Here is a 25,017-nt window from a genome sequence, read left to right as displayed (position 1 = left end):
GCCGTCGATCACTCCGCACGCCGCTCCGGATAGGGTTCACGGCATGGCGTCTCGTAGTACTCAGATCCTTGAAGCAGCCGCCCGGGTGATCGCCCGGCGCGGGGTCCGCGGGCTCCGCGTGGAGGAACTGGCCGCCGAGGCCGGGGTCTCCACCGGCCTGATCTACTACCACTTCAAGGACCGCACCGGAATCCTGCGCCACACCCTGGAGTTCATCAACGACCGGGCCGAGCGGTACACCACCCCGCAGGACCCCGACGCCGAGCCCCTCGGCCCGCGCGAGGAACTCGACCAGGTCCTCTGCCTGGAGCTCCAGGACACCCCGGAGGTCCGGGAGAACAGCTCCGCCTGGGGCGAACTGCGCGCGAGCGCCGTCTTCGACCCCGTCCTGCGCGAGGACCTCGCCCGCGCGACCCTGCAATGGGTGCAGGAGGTCGCCGGACTCCTGGGCCAGGTGCGGCCCCTGGCGCCCGCGGCCGCCCTCGCCGCCTCGGCCGAGCGGCTCACCGCCCTCCTCGAAGGCCTCAGCATGCGCTGGCTGAGCGGCGGCCTGGCGATCGACCACGCGCGCGTCCTCATGCGCGAGGCGATCGAGGTGGAACTGACCCGGCTGGACGCGTCCCGGCCGTAGCCCGCGGCACGTCTGCCGCCCGCCCTCGCGCCTCACGGCCGTAGCCCCGCGCGGAAGGGCCCCGGCCGAGACGGCCGGGGCCCTTCCGCGCGGGGCCTGCCGCCCGCCTCCCGGGTCAGCCGACGTGGACGCGCGGGCGGCGCTTCCGGTCCGGCTCGGCCTCCCGCAGGACCTCGCGGGTCACCGGGGCGACCTCGCCCTGGCCGAGGAGGAAGAAGCGCAGGAAGTTGGCGAAGGGGTTGCCCTCGGTCCACTCGAAGTAGATGTGCGGGCTCACGCCGGTGAGGTCCCGGGCGTGGAGCAGCAGCGCGGCCAGCGCGTTCGGGATCGAGGAGGACTCGACGGTCAGGACGCGGTAGCGGTCGTGCAGGACCTCGCCCCGCACGGTCAGGCCCGCCTCGAACTCGGACGGGTCGGTGACCGTCACCTCGACGAAGACGAAGTCCTCGGTGGTCGGCAGGTCGTTGTCGGCGCGGATCTGCTCGATCTTGTCGCGGTACTCGGCGACGTCCCGCCGGTCCGGCTCGTTGGCGACGAAGCGCGGGGTGCGGCGGGAGATGTCCTGGATGAAGCGCTGGGCCATCTCGTCGAGCTCGATGTGGGTCACGCGCAGTTCGAAGGCGCGGCCGAGGCGGGACAGCAGCGAGATGAGGATGATGCCGGCGATGAAGCAGGCACCGATCTTCACGCCGTCGGGGCGTTCGATGACGTTGACGACGGTGGTGTAGAGGAAGACGGCGGAGATCACGCCGAAGCCGATCGTCCAGCCGCGCTGGCCCGCCTTGCGCGCCGCGATCGTCACCGCGATGGCGGCCGAGCAGATCAGGACGAGGACGCCGGTGGCGTACGCGCCGCCCTGGGCGTCGACGTCGGCGTCGAAGATCCACGTCACCAGGAAGGCGACCAGGGTGAAGACGATGACCATGGGGCGCACCGCGCGCGCCCAGTGCGGGGCCATGCCGTACTTGGGCAGGTAGCGGGGCATCAGGTTGAGCAGTCCGGCCATGGCCGAGGCGCCCGCGAACCAGAGGATCGCGATCGTGGAGACGTCGTAGACCGTGCCGAAGGTGTTGCCCAGGTACTCGTGGGCCAGGTAGGCGAGCGCGCGGCCGTTGGCGCTGCCGCCGGACTCGAACTCCTGGTGCGGGATGAGCACCGTGGTGATGAAGCTCGTGCAGATCAGGAAGACGCTCATGATCAGGGCGGCGGTGGTGAGCAGCTTCTTCGTGCCGCGGATGCGCCCGGCCGGGCGGTCCTCGGTGTCGTCCGGCGCGCCCTGCACGTGGGGCATGACGGCGACGCCGGTCTCGAAGCCGGACAGACCCAGCGCGAGCTTCGGGAAGACGAGGAGGGCGACGCCGACCATGGCGAAGACGTTGCCGTGTTCCGCGGTCAGGGCGGCGGTCCAGTCGGTGACGACGTGACCCTCGGTGATCACGTGCCAGAAGCCGCTGACGACCACGACCACGTTGAGGGAGAGGTAGATCCCGACCAGGACGACGGCGACCCCGATGGCCTCCAGGAAGCCCTTCAGGAACACCGCGCCGAGCAGCGCGATCAGCACGAGCGTGATGATCATCTGCTTGTTGTGCAGGGCCTCTTCGAGATGGGGGTTCTCGACGAGGTGGGTGGAGGCGTCGGCCGCCGACAGCGTGATCGTGATGAGGAAGTCGGTCGCCGCGAAGCCGAGCAGGGTGAGGACGAAGAGCTTGCCCTGCCAGAAGGAGAGCAGCCGCGAGAGCATCGCGATCGAGCCCTCGCCGCGCGGGCTCTCCTCCGCCACCCGCCGGTAGACGGGCAGCGCCCCCGCCAGCGTGACGATCACCAGGACGATCGTCGCGACGGGGGAGAGCAGCCCGGCGGCCAGGGCCGCGATGCCGGGCTGGTAGCCGAGGGTCGAGAAGTAGTCGACACCGGTCAGGCACATCACCCGCCACCAGCGCTGCCCCTTGTGCCCGGCGTCCGGGGCCGACTCCTTCGGCCGGGAGGGCTTCCCCTTCCCCATGTCGGAGAGGCCCTCCAGCATCCACGCGCGCAATCGTCCGGTGCGGGCGTCGTTCGTGGTGGCCATCGGGTGTCCCTGGGGGTTCGGTGAGCGTCGACTTTCGGCCATCCGGCGGACGGCCGGGCAAGCCTAAGCAGACCGCGGGCCGCCGATCCGGGGTCACGCGTCAGGGAAGCGTCAAGATCCCCCTCTCGGACGTCGTGCTGGTCACACCGCCGCCTCCCGGGGCCCCCGAGGGGCCTCAGCGGCTCCCGAAGACCTGCGTCCAGTAGGGGCCGCCGGAGCTGTGCAGGCCGATTCCGATCTCCTTGAAGTCGCAGTTCAGGATGTTCGCCCGGTGGCCGGGGCTGTTCATCCAGGAGTCCATCACCTGCGCGGGTGTGGCCTGGCCCTTCGCGATGTTCTCGCCGTACGTCGACCAGGCGTACCCGGCGGCCGTCACACGCTCGCCGGGGCCGTCGCCGTCGGGGTTGGTGTGGTCGAAGAAGTCCCGCGCGGCCATGTCGTCGGAGTGGCCCTGGGCGGCCTTGGTCAGCAGCGGGTGCTCGGTGAGCGGCCCGCAGCCCGCCTTGGACCGTTCGGTGTTGACCAGGTCGATCACCTCCTGCTGGGTGGACCCGGAACCCGAACCCGAACCGGAGCCGGACCCGGATCCGGTGGTGGAGCCCGAGCCCGATCCCGATCCGGAGGTCGGCCGCGTGGCGGGAGGGGCCGTGTCGGGCGTGCGCGGGGCCGTACGGGTCGGACGGGGCGGCGCCGGCGGTGCGGTGCGGGAGGCCTTCGGCGTGGGGCGCGAGGCCTTCGGGGAGGCCGAGGGGGTCTTCGACGCGGACGGCGAGGGCGCGGCCGTGGAGGACGCGGTCGCCGGGGTCGCGGTCGGCTCCTGGGCGGTGGGCAGGCCGCCGTCGGCGGTCGCGGCGAGCGTCGCCTCCCGGGCCTCCGTCCCCTCGTCCGGGCCGGAGGTCAGGGTGAACGCGCCCCCGGTGACCGCCACCACGGCTATGCCCGCCGCGACGACCAGACGCCTGCGGCCGCGCTCCCGCCGCTGCTGACGCCGCCGCCGGACCGCCCGCGTGCTCCGGGCCCCCCGGCCCGTGCCCCGCCCACCCGGGCCGGACACCGCGCCGGGACCCGCGGGACCCGCGGGGGCCGACGGCGCGGCGAGGGTCGTGGCGAGCGGATCGGCCGCCGGGTCGTGGCCCTGGACCGGGGGACGGACACCGCCCTGACCGGAGCCGTACGGGACCTCCTGGCCGGAGCCGTACGAGAGGCCCTGATCCGGCCCGTACGAGGAGCTCTGGCCGGAGCCGTACGGAGAGCCCTGGCCGGATCCGTACGAGGGCCCCTGCCCGGAGCCGTACGACACGCCCTGATCGGGCCCGTACCCGGCACCCGCGTCCGCCGCCCGCTCCGAGGGCGCCGCCCCGCCGAGCTGCGTGCCCGCCGCGGCCGTCTCGAAGCCGGCCCGGTCGCGGACGCCCGCCAGGAGCAGTGCGGCCGGGGGCACGAGGAGCAGTCCGGCGAGCAGCCCCTCCGCCGGGACGAGCCCGCTCCACAGCCCCGCGCAGTACGCGCACCCGCGCGCGTGCCGGGCCAGCCGCTTGCGCCACAGGGCCGACGGCCGCCCGTCCCACGTGCCGGTCTCGTACCGCAGCGTCGTGCAGGGCGGGTTCTGCGACAGCGCCCGCACCACGATCCGCGCGGCCTCCAGCCGGTCCTTCATCCGCTGGACCCGCACCGCTGTGTGCTGGGGGGACAGCTGGAGCGCGTCCGCCACCTCGTGCCGGCTCAGCTCGCCGGCGCACTCCAGCCACCACAGGGACAGCAGCTCCCGGTCCTCCGGCTCCAGCCAGCGGGTCGCCTCGGCGGTCTCGCGCCGCTGGCCGGACAGGTTCAGCCGGACCACGGCCAGCTCCACGAAGTCGGATCCCGGCTGGGCGATCTCCTGCGCGTCGTCGAGGCCGCCCGCCGGGAAGCCGGCCTGCCGCTGCCGCTGCCAGTGGGTCCGGACGCCGTTCATGGTGATGGCGACCAGCCAGGACCTGAAGCTGTCCGGGGAGCGCAGGTCGCCGAGCCCGGCGAGCGCCCGCAGCATCGTCTCCTGGACGACGTCGTCGACATCGTGGTGCCCGTTCATCGCCCGGCCCACGATGTTGTAGACGAGCGGCAGGTGCAGTGCGACGAGCCGGTCCTGCGCCCGAAGGTCACCGCTCTGTGCCGCCCTGACCAGTTCCGTACCGTGCTGTGCGCCCATGCTCCGAATCACCCTGCCTGTTTCCGCTGTCGTGGACGGCCAACACAGGAGGAGATCGCGGGGAGCCGGACCGATAACAGGAATCCGCGAACGAGTTCCGGGAGGCTTCGGACTCCCGTAGAGGAGGACAGGTCGACCGCCCGGTCTTCGTGCCTTCCGCCCATACGAGGTTGCGCGCCGTTCCGGCGAGACTGCCGAGGCAGACGGATCACCAGGCACGACCGAGCACTGGGGAGGACCGCGCCCATGGGTGTGCAGCTGTACGACGAGATCGGTGAGGCCTTCGAGGGGTTCAAGTCCCTTCCGCTGACACGGTACGGGGAGGTGCCCAGCTTCCTGAACCTGGTCGGCGACGTCCGCGGCAGGACGGTCCTCGACCTCGCCTCCGGCACCGGCTTCTACAGCCGGGAACTGAAGCGGCGCGGGGCCGCCGACGTGCTCGGCGTCGACGTCTCCACCGAGATGGTCGCCGCGTCGCTGGCGTTCGAGGAGAGCGAACCGCTCGGCGTGCGGTACGAGGTGGGGGACCTCGCCGCACTGCGCCCGTTCGGTGAGCGCTTCGACCTCGCGCTGGGCGTCCAGGCGCTCAACTACGCGCCGGACGTCGCCACCATGGAGGCGATGTGCCGCAACGTGCGCCGGAACCTCAAGCCCGGTGCCGAGTTCTTCCTCCTCGTGCAGAAGCCCGACTACCGCTTCGACGGGCCTTCCCTCGCCAAGTACGGCTTCCTCTGCGAGGCGACCGGCGAGGAGATCGAGACCGGACCGCGCGTCCGGATCACGGCGCTCCTCGAACCGCCCATCTCCTTCGTCGGCGCCTGCCCCCGCCGCGAGGTCTACGAGCTCTCCCTGTGCGCGGCCGGCTTCGAGGACCTGACCTGGGTCCCGCTGGAGATCTCCGAGGAGGGGGTCCGGGAGTTCGGCGCGGAGTTCTGGGCGGACTGCCTGGCCAACCCGCCGTTCGAGCTCCTGCGCTGCCGGGCGTGAGACACCCGGGCACCGCACGCCTCGGATCGACTAGAAAAGACCTGGGAACGGCCGGCGCGATGGCGTAGAGCCGTTGTCGGACCTGCAAGCGGGGGGAACACGCGTACGTGCCCAGGGCCGGGACCGACGCCGCGGAGGCGGCATCGGCACCGGCCCGGGCACGGCCGGCGGAGACGTCGGCGACCCGCCCGGGGACCGGCAGCGGAACCCTGAACCACACGGAAAGAGACACGCATGAACGTCAGTGAGCACATCGACTCCGTCTACGCGGAGGTCCGCCGCCGCAACCCCGGCGAGGCCGAGTTCCACCAGGCGGCCGCCGAGGTGCTGGAGACCCTCGGGCCCGCGCTCGACCGCCACCCCGAATACGCCGGGGCCGGGATCGTGGAGCGGCTCGTCGAGCCGGAGCGACAGCTGATGTTCCGGGTCCCGTGGGTCGACGACCAGGGCACCGTGCGGGTCAATCGCGGCTACCGGGTGGAGTTCAACAGCGCCCTCGGCCCGTACAAGGGTGGCCTGCGGTTCCACCCGAGCGTCAACCTCGGCATCGTCAAGTTCCTCGGCTTCGAGCAGATCTTCAAGAACGCGCTGACCGGCATGGCCATCGGCGGCGGCAAGGGCGGGTCCGACTTCGACCCGAAGGGCCGCTCGGACGGCGAGATCATGCGGTTCTGCCAGTCCTTCATGACGGAGCTCTACCGCCACCTGGGCGAGCACACCGACGTCCCCGCCGGTGACATCGGCGTCGGCGCGCGGGAGATCGGCTACCTCTTCGGCCAGTACAAGCGGATCACCAACCGCTACGAGTCGGGCGTCCTCACCGGCAAGCCGGTCGCCTGGGGCGGCTCGCACGCCCGCACCGAGGCCACCGGCTACGGCGCGGTGTTCTTCGCCCAGGAGATGCTCGCCACCCGCGGCCAGGACTTCGACGGACGCCGCGTGGTCGTCTCCGGCTCCGGAAACGTCGCCGTGTACGCCGTGGAGAAGGTCCACGCCCTCGGCGGCCGCGTGGTGGCGTGCAGCGACTCCACCGGCTACCTCGTCGACGAGGACGGCATCGACCTGGAGCTCCTCAAGGACATCAAGGAGGTCCGGCGCGCCCGGATCTCCGCGTACGCCGAGGCCAAGCCGTCCGCGGTCTTCTCCGCCCGGGGCACCATCTTCGACCTCCGCTGCGACATCGCCCTGCCCTGCGCCACGCAGAACGAACTGCGCCGCGAGGACGCCGTGGCCCTCGTGAAGAACGGCGTCCGCGCCGTCGCCGAGGGCGCGAACATGCCGTGCACGCCCGAGGCGGTGGAGGTGTTCCGGGAGGCCGGGGTCCTCTTCGGCCCCGGCAAGGCCGCCAACGCGGGCGGCGTCGCCACCTCCGCCCTGGAGATGCAGCAGAACGCGGCCCGCGACACCTGGACCTTCGAGCAGACCGAGGCGCGCCTCGCCGACGTCATGCGCGACGTCCACACCCAGTGCCGCACCACCGCCGAGGCGTACGGCGCCGACGCGGACGACTACGTGCTCGGCGCCAACGTCGCCGGCTTCCTGCGCGTGGCGGAGGCCATGCTCGCGCAGGGCGTCATCTGACGCGGACCGACTGACGGGCTGACAGACAGAGAGACAGAAAGACAGACGGACGGCGGCGCGACGCGACACCGCGGCGCGCCGCCCCCGCGGTGTCATCCGCACGGGCCCGGCCGGGATGCCCTCCCGCCCGGGCCCGTGCACGCTGGTGCCCCGGACTGTGCGCGCGGTCGCGGGACCGTGCGCGCGGTCGGACACCACGAAGGGGACGCCATGGGCACCACGCCGACGAAGGGCCCCGAAGCGGACGGGGGAGCACGGCTGCTCGCGCGCCTCGCGGTGCTCGCCGTCGTCGCCTCCCTGGTCGTCCTCGTGATCACCCTGGGGGACGGCGGACTCCTCGTGGTCGGAGCCGGCCTCCTCGGACTCGTCCTGTGCGCCGCCGGCATCTGGTGGTTCGTCGCGCACCGGGGCGCCGTCCGGCTCCTCGGGGCACTCCTCGCGGTCGCCGCACCCGTCGGCGTCATCGTCCTCTTCGCGCACGACGGCCTGTGGGTCACGGCCCTGGTCCTCTGCCTGTGCTGGGCCGCCGCGCTGGCCTGCGCACGGACCGCGCTGCGCAGATCGGCACCCGAGCGGGCGCAGAAGGCCGCCCCCGCGGCCCGGCCGAAGCGGCCGGTCCTCATCATGAACCCGAAGTCCGGGGGCGGGAAGGTCGAGCGGTTCGGCCTCGTCGGACGGGCGGAGGAGCTCGGCGCGCGGGTGATCCTGCTCGACCCGTCCGCCCCCGCCGACGTCGCCGCACTCGCCCGCGAGGCCGTGAGCGACGGCGCGGACCTGCTCGGCGTCGCCGGCGGCGACGGCACCCAGGCCCTCGTCGCGGAGGTCGCCGCCGCACACGACCTGCCGTTCCTCGTGGTGTCCGCCGGCACCCGCAACCACTTCGCCATGGACCTGGGCCTCGACCGCGACGACCCGGCCCGCTGCCTCGACGCCCTGACCGACGGGGAGGAACTCCGGATCGACCTCGGCGATGTCGACGGCCGGCCCTTCGTCAACACCGTCTCCTTCGGGGTGTACGCGGACATCGTCCAGCGCCCCGAGTACCGCGACGACAAGGCGGGCACGATCCTCGCCGTCATGCCGGACCTGCTGCTCGGCGAAGGCGTGCGGCGGCTCGACGCACGGATCGACGGCACACCGCTCACCGCCCAGCAGGCCGTGCTCGTCAGCAACAACCCGTACGTGTCACCCGACGAGTTCAGCGGCTCCGGCCGCCGCCCCAGCCTCCACGACGGCGAGCTGGGCGTGCTCGGCATCCGGGTCGAGGACGCGGCGCAGGCCGCCGATCTGGCCGTGCGCGGCTCGCAGTCCACCGGCCTCACCGTGCTGTCCGCCCACCGCGTCGAGGTCACCTCCGACGCGGACGAGATCCCCGTGGCGGTCGACGGCGAGGCGCTGCGGATGCCCACCCCGGTCGTGTGCGTGCTGCGCCCGGGCGCCCTGCGGGTCCTGGTGCCACGCGACCGCCCAGGCGTCCCCGTACCCGTGCCGCCCGTGCGCTGGCGGCGGATCCTCGACCTCGCCTTCGGCCGCCCGGAGCGGTCCGGAGCAGCGGAGAGGTGACGGACCGAGACCGGACCGGACCGCCCGCACCCCGGACGTCGACGTCGACGTGACGTCCCGGGAGCTGCGCCGGACCGTGACCGCCCACTCGGCCATCGCGTCGTCACCGTCACCGTCACCGTCACCGTCACTGTTACCGTGGCCGGCCTGGTCTCCGCCCTGGTCTGGGGGCGGTACGGGCCAGGCCGTACGCGGTCGCGAGCCAGGCGGCGACCGCGATCCCCAGCAGGACGCGCCCGAGGCTCCCCAGCCAGTGCACCCCCGTCGCGGCCGAGGTCGACAGGGCCGCGACCGCCGTCATGCCGAGCGGGAAGACCGTCGCCCACCGCAGGACGTCGTAGCCGGGACGCGGGCGGACGAGCTCGCCGCACAGCAGCACCGCGTACCAGGACAGGTCGAGGGCGACCAGTACGAACGTCGCCGTGCGCAGCGCCCCCTCCGCACCGTCCGGCCACGCGCCCGCGACGAGGAGCTTCGACCCGGCGAGCGCCGAGATCCCCAGGGCCCCGCCCGCGATCCAGTGGTCGCCCGCGCCCGTCACCACCTCGCGCACGTCGAAGCGGGCCAGCGCGTCGGCGTACAGCACGAGCCCGAGGAGGAACAGGGCCAGGGCCACCCGGGCGAGCCAGCCGCCGGACTTCGGCGCGAGCAGCGCGGACAGCACGGCGAGGCCCTGGGTGGCCACACAGACGAGGAACACCGCGCCCCGCGCCCGCCGGGTCAGGTGCCGGAGCACGGCGACCAGCAGCACCGGCCAGATCAGGGCGCCGAGCACCAGGAACGCCACGGCCACCGGGGTGGCGCCGAGGAGCTCGAACCGGGCGCCGAGCACCGTCGAGGCGGCCACGCCCGTGAGCGCGGGCGGGGTGCCGGCGCTCGCCGCCCAGCGCCGCCGGTCCCTGACCAGCAGGGCCGCGAAGCCGTACGCGAGGAGCAGCCACACGGCCGTCGCCAGGCACAGCGCCACCACCGAGACCGCTTCGAAGCCGGTCTGGGAGAGGCCCACCGACAGGATGCCGGTCGCCAGGACCGCCGCACCCGCCGCCGGCGGGACCGCCGTCCGACGGGCGCGCCGCGCCCCGCCGGTCACGCGCGGGGAAGGGGGCGCTGGTTCCAGCCCGCGACCACCGGAAGGCCGTGCTCGGTGGACAGCCGTCCGACGGTCGCCGTCGTCAGGAGGAACAGCCGCCCCTCGGACGCCGGAAGCTCCAGATAGCGGGCGGTGAGGACCCGCAGCAGATGCGCGTGCGCCACCACCACGCCGTCCTCCGCGGAGCCCGCCAGGCGCGGCGCGAGGCGCGCCAGGACCCGGTCGGCCCGCCGCCCCACGTCCGCGGCGGACTCGCCGGGACTCCCGTCGGGATGCGGGGGCACCCCGTCACGCCAGAGCGACCAGTCGGGCCGGGTCTCGTGGATCCGGGCGGTGGTCAGCCCCTCGTAGCCGCCGTAGTCCCACTCGCACAGGTCCTCGTCCGTCACGGCGCCCCGCAGACCGGCGAGTTCGGCCGTGTGCCTCGCCCGCCGCAGCGGACTGGTGAGCACGAAGGCGAAGGACCGTCCCGCGAAGAACGGGGCGAGCGTGCGCGCCTCCGCCTCGCCGTCCGGGGTGAGTGGCAGATCCGTGCGGCCGGTGTGCCGCCCGGAGGCGCTCCACTCGGTCTCGCCGTGCCGGATCAGGAGGAGGTCACCCATGGCCCGCCGCTCCTTCCGCCCGTCCGGCCCGCGGATCCGCATGCTACGCGCGCGTCCCCCCGCCGGCCCGCTCCCCGCGCGCGACGCGCCCCGGCGGCAGCCGGTCGGCGGTCCGGCTGGCCGATGGTCCGGGCGGTCGGCGGTCCCGCTGGTCAGCCGACGATGGCGACCGGCGCGTCCCAGGCGTTGCGGTCGACGTTGATGGTGTAGCCGCCGCGGGTCTCCTTGCTGTTGGCCTTGTACTGGTGGCCCCGGCTGTGGTCGGTGTAGAGCTTCGGGTCCCAGGGCCAGTCCCCGGTGGTGGTCTCCTGGCCGTTCCACAGGGCGTACCAGAGGTTCCCCGGCAGGTCCGTACGGTCCTTGGCGGTGGCGATCGCCTTGGCGCTGGAGCTGCTGAAGCCGTAGAGGCCGGCGCGGTAGGTCTTGGCGCGCAGCGTCTTGGTGAAGGAGCGCACGTAGGCCAGGGTCGCGTCGTTGCACGCCTTGTCGGCGATGTCGTACGACTCCATGTTGAGGTAGATCGGGCTGCCGGCCTTCATGCCGAGGGCCGAGGCCTTGGCGACCGCGTCGGTGGCGTTGCTCGCCCCGACGGAGGCCGCGGTGGCCGCGGTGAACCGCTCCTTGTTCCCGCTCTTCTGGCACGGCGGCTGGGCGCCGACGTACAGGGGGATGACCCGCCAGCCGAGCGTGTCGACCGACTTCACCCACGGCTTGGTCAGGTTGGGCTGGGCGCAGCCGCGGTTCTTCCCGCCGATGTAGACCGCGACGCCGCTGTAGTAGCCGTCCTTCTTCCACGCCTGCATCGCGCCGAGCGAGGGCGCCGTGCAGGCGTCGAACGCCCGGCCCGTGTAGGTCTTCTGAGCAGGCCACACGGAGGCCGCCATCGAGGTCTGCGCCGCGATCCCCGCACCGGCCACGACGACGACCCCCGTCGTCGCGAGCGCGATGTAGCGGCCCTTCCTGGACAACCGGTGCTTCGACATTCCCCACCCCAGACGCAATCGGGCCCCGGCGCTCCGGGGCCCGCTCACCCTATCGGGGGACACCGGAGCCACGGCGGTGGGAGGGCTCCGGTGGGTGGGGGGCCGGTGGGGGACGACGGCCCCTGTCCGCGAGGGTCCCGCGCGTCGCGCGTCCGGCCGGGGACGCGGTCCCGCGCGACCCGGATCCGGTGCCCGCATACTGGGCGGCAGCAGCCCACTCCGGGAGGTCTCGTGACCGACAGCCCGCGGGGCGAGCGCACCGGGCCCCCGCCCGGTTCCCGCGCCGCCGCCGGCCGCCGACCGGCCCGCGCGCTCCCGGCCCTGTTCCTGGTGACCGGGGTCGTCTTCCAGCTCAGCACGCCCGAGGCGCTGACGGGAGCACCCCTCTTCGTCTCGGCCCCGCTGGTGTCCGCCCCGCTCTTCACCTGGTGGGGCACGGTGCTGTTCGGGGCGCTCGGCTTCGCGGCGACGGCCGTCCTCTACGCGGTCACCACCAGCATGGGCGACACGGCGTCGCTCCACGGCCTGGCGACGGAGCTGGCCACCCTCGTCCTCGTGACGGCGATCGCCGTCCTCCTGAACCACATCGTCCGCCGCGACCGCGAGGCCGCCGCCTCGGCGCGGGGCGTCGCGGAGGCGGCGCAGAAGGCCGTGCTGCCCACCCCCGATCCGCGCGTCGGCGGCCTCCGGCTCGGCGCCCGGTACGAGGCGGCCCGCAAGGACACGCTCATCGGCGGCGACCTCTACGCCGCGCGCGCCACCCCGTACGGGGTGCGGATCGTCATGGGCGACGTGCGGGGCAAGGGCCTCGGCGCCATCGAGACGGTCTCGGTGATCCTCGGGGCGTTCTGGGAGGCCGCGGAGAACGAGCCGTCGCTGACCGAGGTGGCCCGGTGCCTGGAGCGCTCGCTGACCCGCGAGGGAGCGAGCCGTACCGGCCTGGACGACGCGGAGGGCTTCGCCACCTGCGTACTCGTCGAGATCCCGCCCGGACACGAGGTGCTGAGGGTGCTCAACAAGGGCCATCCCGAGCCGCTGCTCCTGCACCCGGACGGCACGGTCACCGTGCTCACCCCGGGGGAGTTCTCGCTGCCGCTGGGGCTCGGCGACCTCGCCCCGGAGCCGGAGCGGGCCGACGTCTGGGACTTCCCCGCGGACGCCACCCTGCTGCTCTACACGGACGGCCTGTCGGAGGCGCGCGACGGTACGGGCGTGTTCTTCGACCCGGCCTCCTGGCTGGCCGGACGGGCCTCCGCGTCCCCCGACCGGCTGCTCGGCGCCCTGGTGGGCGACGTACGGCGCTTCACCGGCGGAGCGCGCTCGGACGACATGGCCCTGCTCGCCGTCCGCCGCCCGGCGCCGGGCCCGGTCCGGGGGTGAGGGGCGGGGCGACGGGCCGGTCCCGGGGACGGGTACGAGCGGCGGGACTGGCACGAGCGGAGGGACGGGCGCGGGCGGCGGGGCTGGTTCGGGGGCAGGGCGCACGGATAGCGGGGGCGGTGCGGGGGTGACAGGCACGGGCGGGGCGGCGCGCGCTGGGAGCGGTAGGCACCAGCTGAGAGCCGCGCCCGGCGCCGCGCCGATACTCCCCCTGGCCCCCAGACTTCACACCCCCCGGTGATCATGATCCCTGTCCGGCCCAACCCCGGGCCGCGCGGATGGTGCGCCGGGAAGGGCCCGCCGAGACTCCGGGCATGAGAGACCACACTTCCCGGAGACAGGGGCGCGCCCGGCGCCGGACCGTCTCGGCCGGACTGTCCTGCGCCGTCACCCTCGCCGCCGTCCCCGCCCTGATCCTCGGCCCGGGCGTCACGGCCGCCTACGCGGCGCCGCTGCCCGGCGGACTCGGCCCCTGTGTGCCGGGGGACTGCCCCGACCCGTTCCCCGGCATCGACAACCAGGGCATCAAGGGCCGCGACGCCGGCATCAACATCTTCGTGGGGGACGACTTCCTCGTCCGGGGCCGGGCGGCCGAGGCCGAGGGCCGCGTCGTCGTCCTCGACGACTTCGACCAGAACAAGGACGCGACCGCGGGCGGCCTCTACAACCTGGGCATCGTCGGCGTCGGCTCCCGGGTCGTCCCGCCCAGGGACGCGGACTTCCTCACCACCGGCGGGGACGTCACGATCGCCGCGAACCAGCGTCTGGAGACCACCGGCGGTCTCGTGGACGAGATCGGGACCGTACGCCACGCGGGCACCGTCACGGGGAACGTGACCGGCACCCTCGTCCAGGACGCGAACGCCGTCGCCCCGTACGCGGGTCTGCGCGACCAGCTCACGGCCGCGAGCCGCTGCTACGCCCGCGTCGACGGCAACCCCCGCACCCCCACCGGCACGGCCGTCAACCAGGGCACCCAGACCCTCTTCACGGGAGACGGGGCGTCCATGCTCCAGGTCTTCAACGTGGACTTCGACATGACCACCGCCACCGGCGGACAGCAGGGCATCGTCTTCGCGGGCATTCCCGCCGGTGCCACCATCCTGGTCAACGTCACCGGCGCGAACCGCACTCTCAGCACGTACAGCGGCGGCATCGACGACAGCACCGACCCGCTCAACGCCTACCGCGAGCGGCTGTTGTGGAACTTCCCCGACGCCACCACGATCCAGCTGGCGGGCACCGGACAGTTCCAGGGCAGCTTCCTGATGGGCGAGCAGTCCTCGATGACGACCGTGACCCTGCCCGGTATCAACGGCCGCTTCTTCACGACCGGTTCGGTCACGCACACGAGCTCCGCGACGGGCGGCGGCGGCCAGGAGTTCCACGCGTACCCCTTCACCGGTGACCTGCCCGACTGCGGCGACGGACCCGCCCCGACGAGCGGCGCGGTGAAGGTGGTCAAGAGGGACGCGCAGACGGGCGCGGTGCTGCCGGGCGCGACGTTCCGGCTGTGGGAGGAGACGAACGGCACGGCCGGTCTCCAGACCTCGGGCGACGACCCCGACACGCAGGTCGGCACGGCGTGCGTGACCGGAGCGGACGGGGTCTGCGCGCGGACCGTGGAGACGGGGACGTACTACTGGCAGGAGACCGACGCCCCCGACGGGTACGACCTGCCGACGCCCGCCGTCTTCGGGCCGCTCGTCCTGACCGACGAGAACGCGGCCGAGGGCGTCTCCGTCACCGCCTCCAACACCCGCACCCCCGTGCCTCCGGGCACCGGGTCCCTCACGCTCCTCAAGTCCGACGCCGACAGCCACCTGCCGCTGGGCGGGGCGACGTTCGAGCTGTGGGAGGAGACGAACGGGCGCGCCGGCCTGCAGACCGACGGCGCGGACCCGGACACCCGGACGGGGACGCCCTGCACGACGAACGCCGCCGGTCTCTGCGCCTTCAAGGACCTCGACCACGGCACCTACTACCTGCGGGAGACCGGGGTCCCGGACGGGTACGTCCTGCCGGCCGACCCGGTCGCCGGCCCGTTCGTGGTCAGCGGTGACCAGGAGAGCCAGGTCGTCCGCCTGGACAACAGCAAGGGCGAGGACCCCTGCGAGCCCACGGGCTACGGCGACGAGGACGGCTACGGCGACTCGGGCTACGGCGACTGCGCCAAGACCCGCGCCCGCTCCGGCCACGCGGCCTGAACCCCCACCGGCCGGTCCGCCGGGCCCCCTCCAGGGCCCGGCGGACCGGCCGGCCCTTGATCTCCGCGCGGCGACCCGGCCATGATCGGCCCCTGGGCGGCCGCCCGGTGCCCGAGGTCTTCCTCGCGGTCCCCACGCGGACGCGCTCGTCACCCGCTGGGCGCGGCGCTCCACGGAAGGAAACGGCCTTGGTCCCCTGGACGGTGGAAGTCGACCGGATCGACTGGCAGGCGTACGCGTGCCGGTGCGGTGAGCGCGGCCACGTCGGAGAGGACCTGCGCCGGATCATCTCCGCCCGGTCGGCGGCCGAGACGGGCGGGGCGACCCTCGAAGGACACGTCGAGGACGAGGTGATGATCGCCCCGGTGGCCGTCCCGGCGACGGGCGTCATCATGGCCGCGCTCCAGGAGGACCTGTGGGCGGAGACCCGTGGCGAGCTGATGCTCGTTCTCTGGCGCGTCGTGCTCGGCGCGGTGGACGAGCGCGAGAAGGCGGAGATCCACGACCGCGTCCGCGACGGCCTCTGGATCCTCTACCGCGAGGCCGCACGCGGCGACACCGAGAGCGCGCTGGAGATCCTCGAACACGTCGAGCACGACAGGGCCCGCCTGGCACACTTCCGCGCCGCCGCCGCACCCCGCCTGAAGAAGCACATGGGGCGGCCAGGAGCCTGAGGATCACGGACACGGACACGGATACGGATACGGATACGGATACGGATACGGGCTCCGGCATCCGCGGCGGCGCCGTGCGTGCGCGTCAGGCGGCCCTGGCGTCCATGTCGGCGATCAGGCCCTTGACGAGGGTCCTGATCTCGTCGCGAATGGCCCGGACGGCCTCGACGCCCTGCCCCGCGGGGTCCTCCAACTGCCAGTCGAGATAGGTCTTGCCGGGGAAGTACGGGCAGGCGTCCCCGCAGCCCATGGTGATGATGTAGTCGGACGCCCGGGCCGTCTCCGCCGTCAGGGCCTTCGGTGTCCGGTCGGAGATGTCGATGCCCAGTTCGGCCATGGCGGCGACGGCCGAGGGGTTGATCCGGTCACCCGGAAGGGACCCCGCGGAACGGACCTCGACCCGGTCGCCGGCGAGGTGGCGCAGGAAGCCGGCGGCCATCTGGGAGCGGCCGGCGTTGTGGACGCAGACGAAGAGCACGGAGGCGAGCGGAGCGGTCATCGGTCCTTCTCGGGGCGGGGCCGGGGCGCATCGGATCAGTCCAGGCTGGTATCAGCTCCGGATGATATGAAAGTATCAGTCCATGACGACATCAGTCGACGCTGATCTGATCAGAGTGCTGGGTGATCCCCTGCGCCTCCGGATCGTCACCCTGCTCGCCCACGAGACGCTGTGCACCACTCACCTCATGGAGGAGACCGGTGCCCGGCAGACGAATCTCTCGAACCACCTGAGGGTGCTGCGCGAGGCAGGGTTCGTCGAGACGGAGCCCTGCGGCCGGTTCACGTACTACCGGCTCAAGCCGGAGGTCATGGAGCGGCTCGCCGACCAGTTCGGCGCGCTCGCGCGGACCGCGCGGCTGACCGCCGAGGCGAACGTCAGACGTTCCTGCCCCTGAGGCCGTCCGAGCCCCACCCCGCCGAGGAGTGCCCGCCCGTGTCCACCACCGAGCCCGCCACGAGCGCCGCCCCGCCGCCGCGACCCGACCCCGACGTCACCCAGCCCCGTATCCCACCTCAAGTCCCACCCCGTGCCCCGCTCCACGCGCGAGCCGCCGCCGAACTCGTCGGCACGGGCGCCCTGGTGGCGATCGTCGTGGGGTCCGGCATCCAGGCGACCCGGCTCACCGAGGACGTCGCGCTGCGGCTCCTCGCCAATTCCACGGCCACGGTCTTCGGTCTGGGCGTCCTGATCGCCCTTCTCGGGCCGGTGTCCGGCGCGCACTTCAATCCGGTGGTCAGCGTGGCCGAATGGTGGACCGCCCGCCGGGGCGGGGCGGGCCTGACGGGGCGCGAGCTCGCCGTCCACGTCCTTTCCCAGACCACCGGCGCGATACTCGGTGCGGCCCTGGCGGACGCGATGTTCGGGGAGCCGCTGGTGAGGTGGTCCGCGCACGACCGCTCGGCGGGCCATCTGCTCCTCGGGGAGGTCGTGGCAACGGCCGGCCTCGTCCTGCTGGTCTTCGGCCTGGCCCGCACGGACCGGCTGCGTCTCGCGCCCGTCGCGGTGGCCTCGTACATCGGGGCGGCCTACTGGTTCACCTCGTCCACGTCCTTCGCGAACCCGGCGGTGACGCTCGGGCGCGCCTTCACGGACACGTTCGCGGGCATCGCACCCGCCTCGGTGCCCGCGTTCGTCGGCGCGCAGGTCGTCGGAGGGGCGATCGGCCTGGCCCTGGTCGCGCTCGTCTTCCCGCGCGGGCGACCGGCCGCCGGACGACCCGGACCGAGGCCGCGGCGCTGACCGGCGGCGCCCGCGCCGGTCAGGCGGTGGCGGCCTGGGCGAGCAGGGCGCCAAGGGAGGCGAGGACCGCGGGCTCGACGCGGTAGTAGACCCAGGTGCCGCGGCGCTCGGAGGAGAGCAGCCCGGCTTCCTTGAGCTTCTTCAGGTGGTGGGAGACGGTCGGCTGCGAGACGCCGACGTCGGAGATGTCGCAGACGCACGCCTCGCCGCCCTCGTGCGAGGCGACGGCCGAGAACAGGCGCAGCCGGACCGGATCGCCGAGGGCCTTGAACATCCTCGCGGTCCGCTCGGCCTCCTCGGCGTCCAGCGGGCGCTCGGTGAGGGGCGGGCAGCAGGGGGCGACCTCGGGGTCGAGGACCGGCGGAGCGGTGACATTCGACATCCCTCTATGTTGACACACATCAAACCAGAACCTACCCCCAGACCACCTCCGACCTGGCTACTTCGATGAACTCCTAAATTGACGACTGTCGATCCAGATGCCAGGCTTGGCGAGACAAGACATCGATGGATATCGAAACAGTGGAGGGCCGTCATGAACACCACCGCCACCGACCAGCTGCCCGTCGTGGTCGTCGGGGCCGGGCCCGTCGGTCTGGCCGCCGCCGCGCACCTCGCCGAGCGCGGCCTCGAACCGCTGGTCCTGGAAGCCGGCCCGACGGCCGGCACGGCGGTGCGCGCGTGGGCGCACGTCCGGCTCTTCTCCCCGTGGGAAGAACTCACCGACGCCGCCGCCGAGAGGCTCCTGGCCCCCACCGGATGGGTGAAGCCCGACCCGGCGGCCTACCCCTCCGGCGGTGACTGGGCGGAGCGCTACCTCCAGCCGCTCGCCGACGTCCTGGGCGACCGGGTCCGCACCGGTGTCACGGTCACCGGCGTGTCCCGCGCCGGACGCGACCGCATCGTGGACGCCGACCGCGAGGCCCAGCCGTTCGTCGTCCACGTCGCCGACGCGGACGGACGGGAGGAGCGACTGGCCGCCCGCGCGGTGATCGACGCCTCCGGCACATGGTCCACCCCGGGCCCGGCCGGAGCGTCCGGTCTCCCGGCCCTCGGGGAGAAGGCCGCCGCGGACCGCGTCAGCCACCGCGTCCCCGACCTCAAGGACCCTGCCGTCCGCGCCCGGTACGCGGGCAGGCGCACCGCCGTCATCGGCTCCGGCGCCTCCGCCTTCACCACCCTCGCCGCCCTGGCGGAACTGGCCCGGGAGCAGGAGGGGACGCAGGCCGTGTGGATCCTGCGCCGCGGCATCTCCGGCTCCACCTACGGCGGCGGTACGGCCGACCAGCTGCCCGCCCGCGGCGCACTGGGCCTGGCCGCGAAGGCGGCGGTGGACGCGGGCCACGTCACCGCCGTCACCGGCTTCCGTACGGAGGCGATCGCGCGTGCCGGCGAAGGCCTGGTCCTCGTGGCGGAGGACGGTCGGCGCCTCGACGGGATCGACGAGGTCATCGTCATGACCGGCTTCCGTCCGGACCTCTCGTTCCTCTCCGAACTCCGCCTCGACCTCGACGCGCGCCTCCAGGCCCCGGCCGGGCTCGCCCCGCTGATCGATCCCAACCAGCACTCGTGCGGCACGGTCTATCCGCACGGCGTGAAGGAGCTGTCCCACCCGGAGGAAGGGATCTACCTGGTCGGCATGAAGTCCTACGGCCGCGCTCCGACCTTCCTCGCCCTCACCGGCTACGAGCAGGTCCGCTCCGTCGCCGCCGCGATCGCGGGCGACCAGGAGGCGGCGGAGCGCGTCGAACTGGTCCTCCCGGAGACCGGAGTGTGCGGCGGCCCGGGCCTCTTCGACCAGCCGAAGGCCTCCGGCCTCCCCGAGCCCGGCTGCTGCACCCCCGCCCCCACCCTCCTCCAGCTCGGCGTCACCACCCTGCCTGAGTCCTCCTCCTGCTGACGCTGCGGCTTCCTTCGTGAAGGTGATCTCCCGGGAGCAAGGGATCTCGATGACATCCGAGGCACACAGGGTGCTGCCACCTTTCGTGACATCGCGATTGTTAGGAGCACCGTTCACGTCGACGGCGACCGGCTGCTCCACTGGGTCCGTCGACAAGCAAGGAGACGAACCGAAATGATCGAACGAGTCCGCGCCGTCCTGGTCACCGCCGACGACACGATGCTGGTCATCCGCCGCACCAGGCCCGGCATCCCCGTGTACTGGGTCCTGCCCGGCGGCGGCGTCGAACCCGGTGACGAGTCCCGGGAGTCAGCACTCCACCGGGAGATCCACGAGGAGATCGCGGGGAAGGCCGACATCATCGGCCTTCTCCACACGCTGGAGACCGGCGACGAGCGCCAGCTCTTCTACCTCGCCCGCATCGCGACCTGGTCCTTCGAGGATCGCACCGGTCCCGAGTTCAGTGCCGAGGGCCGCGGCGAGTACGCACTGGAGGAGGTCCCGCTGACCCTGGAGGGGCTCGACGGCATCGAGCTCAAGCCCGAGGAGATCGCCCATGTGTTGAGGGGAGTGATCGGCGCGGGAAGTCTCGGAGTCGAGGCGTCGCTCTGAGCCGGCGCGTACGTCGTCCTGCCGCAGGGACCGGCTCTGAGATGAGCGGGTCCCCGCGCCCTTCCGTGGTCAGCGCGAGGAGCCTCCGGGCTCCTCGTCCTGCCCCGGCAGCAGCCGCAGGGCTCGCGAAAGCCAGGGGCGTTCCCGTGCGGGAGAAGGGCGGAGCTGGAAGACGTCGCGCGACGACCTCGCCTTGGCGTGAGCGAGCGGGGGCACAGCACACGCTGTGCCCCCGTTCCCGTTGGGCTGGCTGTCGGACTCAGCCGGTGAGGCTCTTGCGGCGGACCCGCATGCCGTACTTCGTCCCCTCGGGTCCACCGCTGCTGCCCCAGCCGACGGTCGTGGCGACGTCCCAACCCCTCTGTGCCTTCATCTGGGCCGCGAAGCTGCGGAGGTTGTGGATCGTGCAGCCGCAGTCCAGCGAGACGTCGATGCTCAGATACGGGCTGCGGGGATTGTCGTTCCCGTACGAGGTCTCCTCCCACCGCACCTCGTGGACGTGCTCCTTGAGGCCGGTCCGCTCCTCGTCGTGCTTGATGCCGTGGGCCTTGGCGTACTCGTCCAGGTCGTCGATCACGAACAGGTGGCTGGACCACGTGCCCGGCCAGACCGCGAAGAGCCGCGAACTGCCGGCCAGAGCTCGTTCGTAGGCGGCACGGTCAGCCCCGTGTGTCACTCTGCCGTCGTCGTGGACCTCGATGTAGCACGTCGTATGTGCGGTGTACGGGAAGTCCCTTCCCGCAGCCGCTGCACTCCTCGGTTCCAATCGGCTCTCCCTGTGTGCGATGCCCCACGGGGAAGTCAACAGCATCCAGGGATCAGTCGGCAGGGCGTCGCTCCCCGCCTTCTCCCCAGATCCTTCGCTACAGCCAGTCCTTCCGCTTGAAGACCACATACAGGCTCACGCACACCACCGCCATCAGCACCACCGCGAACGGATACCCGCCCGCCCAGTGCAGCTCCGGCATGTGGTCGAAGTTCATGCCGTAGATCGTGCCGACCAGCGTGGGGGCGAACAGGATCGCCGCCCACGAGGAGATCTTCTTGATCTCCTCGTTCTGTTCGAAGCCCGCCTCCGCCAACGCGCGCATCTCCGCGTTCTGCTGTTGGGTGACCAGGGTCGCGTTGACCGTCAGGATGTCCGTCAGGGCCTGTCGGAAGCCGTCGACGCGTTCGCTCGTGTGGGTGACGTGGTCGGCGACGTCCCGCAGGTAGCGCTGGAGTTCCTCGTCCGTGCCGTACTTCGCGAAGCCCGCCATCAGGGCGTGCAGCATGCCCACCAGGGGGCGGGTCGCGCGCTGGAACTCGACCATCTCGCGGGAGAGTTCGTAGATGCGGCGGGAGACCGACGGGTCGCCGCCGAAGACCTCCGTCTCGATCTCGTCGATGTCGTTCTGGACACCTGCCACCACCGGGGCGTAGCCGTCCACCACCGCGTCGAGGATCGCGTACAGCACCGCCTCCGGTCCCAGGGCCAGCAGGTCCGGGTTCTCCTCCATGCGGCGGCGGACGGCCGAGAGGTCCGGGGCGGCGCCGTGCCGCACCGTGATCACGAAGTCCGGTCCCACGAAGACGTGCAGTTCGCCGAAGTCGACCTCCTCCGGGGCGTCCAGGTAGCGGGCCGCGCGCAGGACGACGAAGAGCGTGTCGCCGTACCGTTCCAGCTTGGGGCGCTGGTGGGCCTCCAGGGCGTCCTCGACGGCCAGTTCGTGCAGGTCGAACTCGGCCGCCAGGGAGTGGAGTTCCTCCTCGGTGGGGCGCTGGAGCCCGATCCACGCCATGCCGTCCGGGTGCTCGCGCAGCTGGCGGAAGGTGTCCGCGAGGGTCGCGGGGGAGGCGACCCGCCGGCCGTCCCGGTAGAGCGTCGACCGCACCACGCTCGGCTCCGCCGAGGGCGGCCGCCCGGACGAGTCCTCGGGCGGCGGTTCGGCCTGGCGGCGCCGGGCCGCGCGGGGGTGGCGGTCGGGCATCGGCGTGCGCCTCCTCCTCGGTCGGCAGGCGTCGGTGGGCCTCGGGCGGCGGTCGGCGGGCGGGGTGCCGGGCCTAGAGCAGGATATATGGGGTGAATCCTTCGCGTTCGTATACGGGCGTCGCCTTTGCGGACCGTAGCTGTCCGCAAGGCTCGATACCGTGCCGACATGGCCCTCAAGACGACCCACCCCGTGCTCGGCCCCCGCGCCCTGAACCGCGCCACCCTCGACCGGCAGCTGCTCCTGCGTCCCGCCCCGCTCGGCGTCGAGGAGGCCGTCGCCCACCTCGTCGGCCTCCAGGCCCAGAACACCAAGCCCCCGTACTACGCGCTCGCCGCCCGCCTCGACGGCTTCCGGCCCGAGGACCTGTCCGCCCTGATGGAGTCCCGGCGGGTCGCACGGATCGTCTCCCTCCGGTCCACCGTCCACACCCACACCGCCCGCGACGCCGTCGGCCTGCGCCGGCTCGTCCAGGCGGGGGCCATCGACCGGGAGCTGAAGATGTTCCGCAAGGGCCTCGACGGCGTCGACCTCGACCGGCTCACCGCCCTCGCCACCACGTACGTCGAGGAGCGGCCCCGCACCCCCAAGGACCTGCGCGAGCACCTGCTCCAGGAGTGGCCGGACGCCGACCCGCTCGCCCTCACCATCGCCGCCCGGTGCCTCCTCCTGATGGTCCAGGTCACCCCGCGCGGCCTCTGGCGGCGCAGCGGGCAGGTCGCGCTCACCACCGTCCGGACCTGGTTCGACGCGCCGACGGAGGAGGCCGCCGACCTCGACGAGACCGTGCGGCGCTACCTCGGGGCCTTCGGCCCCGCCTCCGTCAAGGACATGCAGCTCTGGTGCGGCCTCACCCGGCTCCGTCCGGCGTTCGAACGGCTGCGGCCCGAGCTCCTCGTCTTCCGGGACGAGCACGGCACCGAACTCTTCGACCTCCCCGACGCACCCCGCCCCGACGAGGACACCCCCGCCCCGCCCCGATTCCTCCCCGAGTTCGACAACCTGCTGCTCTCGCACGCCGACCGCACCCGCGTCGTCCCCGCCGAGCACCGCACCCGCACCTGGACCGGCAACCAGGCGCACCGCACCTTCCTCCTCGACGGCTTCCTCGCCGGCCTCTGGCGGCTCGACGAGGCGAAGGACCGCACCACGCTCACCATCGAGCCCTTCGCACGGATCACGCGGGCGGAGCGCGCCGCGCTCACCGAGGAGGCGGAGCGGACGCTGCGCCTCCTGGCACCGGCGGACGTCCCGTACGAGATCGTCACCGCGGAGGCGGGACGGTGACACGGGACGAGGTGGAGGCCGCCCTCACGGAGGCCGGCTGGTTCCCGGGGCGTGACCTCGGCGCGCGGCTCCCCGGGATGCTGGCCTTCGTGGCCGACCGGTTCGCCGAGGAGGGCCACCCCGTGGAGGCGTTCCCGGCGGCCGCGGACTTCGTCCGGGAGTTCGGCGGACTGCGCCTGGTCATTCCCGGGACGCCGCCGGACGCCGTCGGACTCACCCCGCACTGGATCTACGAGGAGAGCGGCGAGGACGTCGCCGAACTCGCCCGCGCCTTGGGGGAGAGGCTCTTTCCCGTCGGATACGAGACCTTCGACGGGGCCATGGTCCTCGTCGACGAGACCGGGCGCTTCTTCCTCCTGCACCACACGGGCCCCTCCTACCTCGGAGCGGACCCCTTCGAGGCCGTCGGCCGTCTGCTGCGCGGGCCGCTGGAGGACGCCCGGGGGTACGTCGTCCGGGGCTGACCGGTGCGGGCCGCCTGAGTATGCCGTCCATCCCTGACCCGTGCAGGTGACGGACGCTCGGGAGTACTCCGTCCATCCCTGACCCGTGCAGGTGACGGACGCTCGGGAGTACTCCGTCCATCCCTGACCCGTGCAGGTGACACCCGCCCGGAAGTACTTCCTCCGACCCTGCCCCGCCAGCCCCCCTACGGCAACACCCCCGCCCGCCTCGCCGTCACCACCGCCTCCAGGCGGGTGTGGGCGCCCAGTTTGCGCATCGCCGAGCGCAGATAGCCCTTCACCGTCTCCGGGCGCAGGCCCAGCCGCGCGGCCGCCGTCGCGTTCGTCGCGCCCGAGGCGACCGCCGCCAGGACGTCCGTCTCGCGCGGGGTCAGGCCCACCCGGGGGACCGCCGGCGCGGCGCCGGAGGCGGATTCCAGGCGGCCGCAGACGGCGAGGAGCCGTTCGCGGAGCGCCGGGTCGACGACCTTCGGCGCCAGCTCGCGCAGCTCCCCGTACGCCTGCCGGACCTCCTCCCAGGACGGGCCCGGCGCGGGCGGCGCGAGCAGCTGCCGCACCTCGTCCCGTACCGCCAGGGCCTGCTCCACGTCGCGGGCCGCCGCCATCGCCGCGTCGAAGACGCGGTCGCCGAGCGGGAGGGACTCGCGCAGCGCCCCGTACAGCACGCCCCGCACCTTGCGGCGCACGACCACCGGGACGGCGATCACCGCGCGCAGCCCCTCCGCCGACACCGGGACGTCGTACTCGTGGGTGATGTGCCGCGACGCCGGGTAGTCCGTGACCGCGCACGGCCGCGACAGCGCGAGGCACTTCCCGCCGAGGCCCGAGCCGGCCGAGATCGTCAGCCCGCGCAGCGCCGGCGTCGCCGCCCCGCTGAGCTCGGCGATCCGCATCGTGCGCCCCGCGGCCCCCTCCTGGAGCAGTCCGCCGAACACGACGGGCAGCCCGCCGGCGCGCTTCAGCCGCGACAGGGCCGTCCGCAACTCCACCGCTTCCGTCATCTCGGGCACGGGACCACTCCTTCACCCCCGAACGGGGGTAGTGAGACCTGGGTCACCGATTACACGATGTCCGGGACAGGTCCCG

Annotated in this window: 23 protein-coding genes; 13 read left to right on the top strand and 10 right to left on the bottom strand. The window is 73.1% G+C overall.

Annotation, left to right across the window (positions count from 1 at the left end):
* Positions 1-43: 43 nt before the first annotated feature.
* Positions 44-631 carry a TetR/AcrR family transcriptional regulator gene (locus tag ACFYXU_RS26150; RefSeq protein WP_376514151.1) on the top strand — a complete coding sequence of 196 codons (588 nt, stop codon included), beginning with the start codon at positions 44-46 and terminating at the stop codon, positions 629-631.
* Positions 632-746: 115 nt separating this feature from the next.
* On the opposite strand, the gene ACFYXU_RS26145 is transcribed toward ACFYXU_RS26150, so the two are convergent.
* Positions 747-2,702 carry an amino acid transporter gene (locus ACFYXU_RS26145; RefSeq protein WP_376514153.1) on the bottom strand — a complete coding sequence of 652 codons (1,956 nt, stop codon included), beginning with the start codon at positions 2,700-2,702 and terminating at the stop codon, positions 747-749.
* Positions 2,703-2,877: 175 nt separating this feature from the next.
* Positions 2,878-4,890, bottom strand: a complete 2,013-nt coding sequence (locus ACFYXU_RS26140; protein ID WP_389460202.1) for a sigma-70 family RNA polymerase sigma factor — start codon at positions 4,888-4,890, stop codon at positions 2,878-2,880.
* 246 nt (positions 4,891-5,136) lie between these two features.
* On the opposite strand from ACFYXU_RS26140, the gene ACFYXU_RS26135 reads away from it, so the two are divergent.
* The 3 genes from ACFYXU_RS26135 to ACFYXU_RS26125 all read left to right on the top strand — a co-directional run bounded on the left by ACFYXU_RS26135 (position 5,137) and on the right by ACFYXU_RS26125 (position 9,021).
* Positions 5,137-5,877 (top strand): class I SAM-dependent methyltransferase, encoded by a 741-nt coding sequence (locus tag ACFYXU_RS26135; RefSeq protein ID WP_389460200.1) that lies wholly within the window; start codon positions 5,137-5,139, stop codon positions 5,875-5,877.
* 234 nt (positions 5,878-6,111) lie between these two features.
* Positions 6,112-7,458: an NADP-specific glutamate dehydrogenase gene (gene gdhA, locus ACFYXU_RS26130; protein ID WP_376514159.1), complete on the top strand. Its 1,347-nt coding sequence runs from the start codon at positions 6,112-6,114 to the stop codon at positions 7,456-7,458.
* A gap of 210 nt (positions 7,459-7,668) precedes the next feature.
* The gene (locus ACFYXU_RS26125) at positions 7,669-9,021 is read left to right on the top strand and encodes a diacylglycerol/lipid kinase family protein (RefSeq protein WP_389460199.1); all 1,353 of its coding nucleotides are present in this window, start codon (positions 7,669-7,671) and stop codon (positions 9,019-9,021) included.
* Positions 9,022-9,154: 133 nt separating this feature from the next.
* Here ACFYXU_RS26125 and ACFYXU_RS26120 read toward each other — a convergent pair whose 3' ends face one another.
* The 3 genes from ACFYXU_RS26120 to ACFYXU_RS26110 form a co-directional block, all read right to left on the bottom strand.
* Positions 9,155-10,111, bottom strand: coding sequence for a tellurite resistance/C4-dicarboxylate transporter family protein (locus ACFYXU_RS26120; RefSeq protein ID WP_389460197.1), 957 nt, complete (start codon positions 10,109-10,111; stop codon positions 9,155-9,157).
* Positions 10,108-10,713 (bottom strand): histidine phosphatase family protein, encoded by a 606-nt coding sequence (locus tag ACFYXU_RS26115; protein ID WP_376514165.1) that lies wholly within the window; start codon positions 10,711-10,713, stop codon positions 10,108-10,110. The genes ACFYXU_RS26120 and ACFYXU_RS26115 overlap by 4 nt, the downstream gene beginning before the upstream one ends.
* A gap of 152 nt (positions 10,714-10,865) precedes the next feature.
* Entirely contained in the window at positions 10,866-11,696 is an 831-nt protein-coding gene (locus ACFYXU_RS26110) for a glycoside hydrolase domain-containing protein (protein WP_389406410.1), read from the bottom strand.
* 231 nt (positions 11,697-11,927) lie between these two features.
* On the opposite strand from ACFYXU_RS26110, the gene ACFYXU_RS26105 reads away from it, so the two are divergent.
* From ACFYXU_RS26105 to ACFYXU_RS26095, 3 genes are all read left to right on the top strand, one after another.
* Positions 11,928-13,076: a PP2C family protein-serine/threonine phosphatase gene (locus tag ACFYXU_RS26105; protein ID WP_389406409.1), complete on the top strand. Its 1,149-nt coding sequence runs from the start codon at positions 11,928-11,930 to the stop codon at positions 13,074-13,076.
* Positions 13,077-13,390: 314 nt separating this feature from the next.
* Positions 13,391-15,283 (top strand): choice-of-anchor A family protein, encoded by a 1,893-nt coding sequence (locus ACFYXU_RS26100; protein WP_389460194.1) that lies wholly within the window; start codon positions 13,391-13,393, stop codon positions 15,281-15,283.
* 188 nt (positions 15,284-15,471) lie between these two features.
* Positions 15,472-15,957, top strand: a complete 486-nt coding sequence (locus tag ACFYXU_RS26095; protein ID WP_389460192.1) for a hypothetical protein — start codon at positions 15,472-15,474, stop codon at positions 15,955-15,957.
* Between the two features lie 85 nt (positions 15,958-16,042).
* On the opposite strand, the gene ACFYXU_RS26090 is transcribed toward ACFYXU_RS26095, so the two are convergent.
* Positions 16,043-16,456 (bottom strand): arsenate reductase ArsC, encoded by a 414-nt coding sequence (locus ACFYXU_RS26090; RefSeq protein WP_389460190.1) that lies wholly within the window; start codon positions 16,454-16,456, stop codon positions 16,043-16,045.
* Positions 16,457-16,538: 82 nt separating this feature from the next.
* Here ACFYXU_RS26090 and ACFYXU_RS26085 point away from each other — a divergent pair, with 82 nt between their 5' ends.
* Together ACFYXU_RS26085 and ACFYXU_RS26080 are read left to right on the top strand one after the other, a co-directional pair.
* Positions 16,539-16,853, top strand: a complete 315-nt coding sequence (locus tag ACFYXU_RS26085) for an ArsR/SmtB family transcription factor (RefSeq protein ID WP_384569681.1) — start codon at positions 16,539-16,541, stop codon at positions 16,851-16,853.
* A 38-nt stretch (positions 16,854-16,891) separates the two neighbouring features.
* Positions 16,892-17,698, top strand: coding sequence for an aquaporin (locus tag ACFYXU_RS26080; protein ID WP_389460187.1), 807 nt, complete (start codon positions 16,892-16,894; stop codon positions 17,696-17,698).
* 19 nt (positions 17,699-17,717) lie between these two features.
* Here ACFYXU_RS26080 and ACFYXU_RS26075 read toward each other — a convergent pair whose 3' ends face one another.
* The gene (locus tag ACFYXU_RS26075) at positions 17,718-18,080 is read right to left on the bottom strand and encodes an ArsR/SmtB family transcription factor (RefSeq protein WP_376513099.1); all 363 of its coding nucleotides are present in this window, start codon (positions 18,078-18,080) and stop codon (positions 17,718-17,720) included.
* A gap of 153 nt (positions 18,081-18,233) precedes the next feature.
* On the opposite strand from ACFYXU_RS26075, the gene ACFYXU_RS26070 reads away from it, so the two are divergent.
* Entirely contained in the window at positions 18,234-19,598 is a 1,365-nt protein-coding gene (locus ACFYXU_RS26070; RefSeq protein ID WP_389460185.1) for an FAD-dependent oxidoreductase, read from the top strand.
* A gap of 174 nt (positions 19,599-19,772) precedes the next feature.
* A complete protein-coding gene (locus ACFYXU_RS26065; protein WP_389460183.1) occupies positions 19,773-20,210 on the top strand; it encodes an NUDIX domain-containing protein in 438 nt (145 codons plus the stop codon).
* Positions 20,211-20,469: 259 nt separating this feature from the next.
* On the opposite strand, the gene ACFYXU_RS26060 is transcribed toward ACFYXU_RS26065, so the two are convergent.
* Positions 20,470-20,886: a hypothetical protein gene (locus ACFYXU_RS26060; protein ID WP_389460181.1), complete on the bottom strand. Its 417-nt coding sequence runs from the start codon at positions 20,884-20,886 to the stop codon at positions 20,470-20,472.
* A 187-nt stretch (positions 20,887-21,073) separates the two neighbouring features.
* Positions 21,074-22,180, bottom strand: coding sequence for a magnesium and cobalt transport protein CorA (locus ACFYXU_RS26055; RefSeq protein ID WP_376513107.1), 1,107 nt, complete (start codon positions 22,178-22,180; stop codon positions 21,074-21,076).
* Between the two features lie 168 nt (positions 22,181-22,348).
* Here ACFYXU_RS26055 and ACFYXU_RS26050 point away from each other — a divergent pair, with 168 nt between their 5' ends.
* Positions 22,349-23,467: a winged helix DNA-binding domain-containing protein gene (locus ACFYXU_RS26050; protein ID WP_389460178.1), complete on the top strand. Its 1,119-nt coding sequence runs from the start codon at positions 22,349-22,351 to the stop codon at positions 23,465-23,467.
* Entirely contained in the window at positions 23,464-23,931 is a 468-nt protein-coding gene (locus tag ACFYXU_RS26045) for an SUKH-3 domain-containing protein (RefSeq protein WP_389460176.1), read from the top strand. Before ACFYXU_RS26050 ends, ACFYXU_RS26045 begins: the two co-directional genes overlap by 4 nt.
* A gap of 185 nt (positions 23,932-24,116) precedes the next feature.
* On the opposite strand, the gene ACFYXU_RS26040 is transcribed toward ACFYXU_RS26045, so the two are convergent.
* Positions 24,117-24,941 (bottom strand): helix-turn-helix transcriptional regulator, encoded by an 825-nt coding sequence (locus tag ACFYXU_RS26040; protein WP_329852038.1) that lies wholly within the window; start codon positions 24,939-24,941, stop codon positions 24,117-24,119.
* Positions 24,942-25,017: the final 76 nt, after the last annotated feature.

This window comes from Streptomyces sp. NPDC002232 (assembly GCF_042890295.1).
GTDB lineage: Bacteria > Actinomycetota > Actinomycetes > Streptomycetales > Streptomycetaceae > Streptomyces.
Note: the sequence above shows the minus strand (reverse complement) of the source record. Positions and strands in the feature narration are given on the sequence as shown.

What these genes read in the sequence shown, in the direction of transcription:
- ACFYXU_RS26075 (WP_376513099.1), bottom strand. Translation starts at nt 18,080, where the DNA reads ATGTCGAATGTCACCGCTCCGCCGGTCCTCGACCCCGAGGTCGCCCCC.
- ACFYXU_RS26150 (WP_376514151.1), top strand. Translation starts at nt 44, where the DNA reads ATGGCGTCTCGTAGTACTCAGATCCTTGAAGCAGCCGCCCGGGTGATC.
- ACFYXU_RS26065 (WP_389460183.1), top strand. Translation starts at nt 19,773, where the DNA reads ATGATCGAACGAGTCCGCGCCGTCCTGGTCACCGCCGACGACACGATG.
- ACFYXU_RS26090 (WP_389460190.1), bottom strand. Translation starts at nt 16,456, where the DNA reads ATGACCGCTCCGCTCGCCTCCGTGCTCTTCGTCTGCGTCCACAACGCC.
- ACFYXU_RS26055 (WP_376513107.1), bottom strand. Translation starts at nt 22,180, where the DNA reads ATGCCCGACCGCCACCCCCGCGCGGCCCGGCGCCGCCAGGCCGAACCG.
- ACFYXU_RS26145 (WP_376514153.1), bottom strand. Translation starts at nt 2,702, where the DNA reads ATGGCCACCACGAACGACGCCCGCACCGGACGATTGCGCGCGTGGATG.
- ACFYXU_RS26125 (WP_389460199.1), top strand. Translation starts at nt 7,669, where the DNA reads ATGGGCACCACGCCGACGAAGGGCCCCGAAGCGGACGGGGGAGCACGG.
- ACFYXU_RS26115 (WP_376514165.1), bottom strand. Translation starts at nt 10,713, where the DNA reads ATGGGTGACCTCCTCCTGATCCGGCACGGCGAGACCGAGTGGAGCGCC.
- ACFYXU_RS26085 (WP_384569681.1), top strand. Translation starts at nt 16,539, where the DNA reads ATGACGACATCAGTCGACGCTGATCTGATCAGAGTGCTGGGTGATCCC.
- ACFYXU_RS26100 (WP_389460194.1), top strand. Translation starts at nt 13,391, where the DNA reads ATGAGAGACCACACTTCCCGGAGACAGGGGCGCGCCCGGCGCCGGACC.
- gdhA (WP_376514159.1), top strand. Translation starts at nt 6,112, where the DNA reads ATGAACGTCAGTGAGCACATCGACTCCGTCTACGCGGAGGTCCGCCGC.
- ACFYXU_RS26070 (WP_389460185.1), top strand. Translation starts at nt 18,234, where the DNA reads ATGAACACCACCGCCACCGACCAGCTGCCCGTCGTGGTCGTCGGGGCC.
- ACFYXU_RS26050 (WP_389460178.1), top strand. Translation starts at nt 22,349, where the DNA reads ATGGCCCTCAAGACGACCCACCCCGTGCTCGGCCCCCGCGCCCTGAAC.
- ACFYXU_RS26135 (WP_389460200.1), top strand. Translation starts at nt 5,137, where the DNA reads ATGGGTGTGCAGCTGTACGACGAGATCGGTGAGGCCTTCGAGGGGTTC.
- ACFYXU_RS26110 (WP_389406410.1), bottom strand. Translation starts at nt 11,696, where the DNA reads ATGTCGAAGCACCGGTTGTCCAGGAAGGGCCGCTACATCGCGCTCGCG.
- ACFYXU_RS26140 (WP_389460202.1), bottom strand. Translation starts at nt 4,890, where the DNA reads ATGGGCGCACAGCACGGTACGGAACTGGTCAGGGCGGCACAGAGCGGT.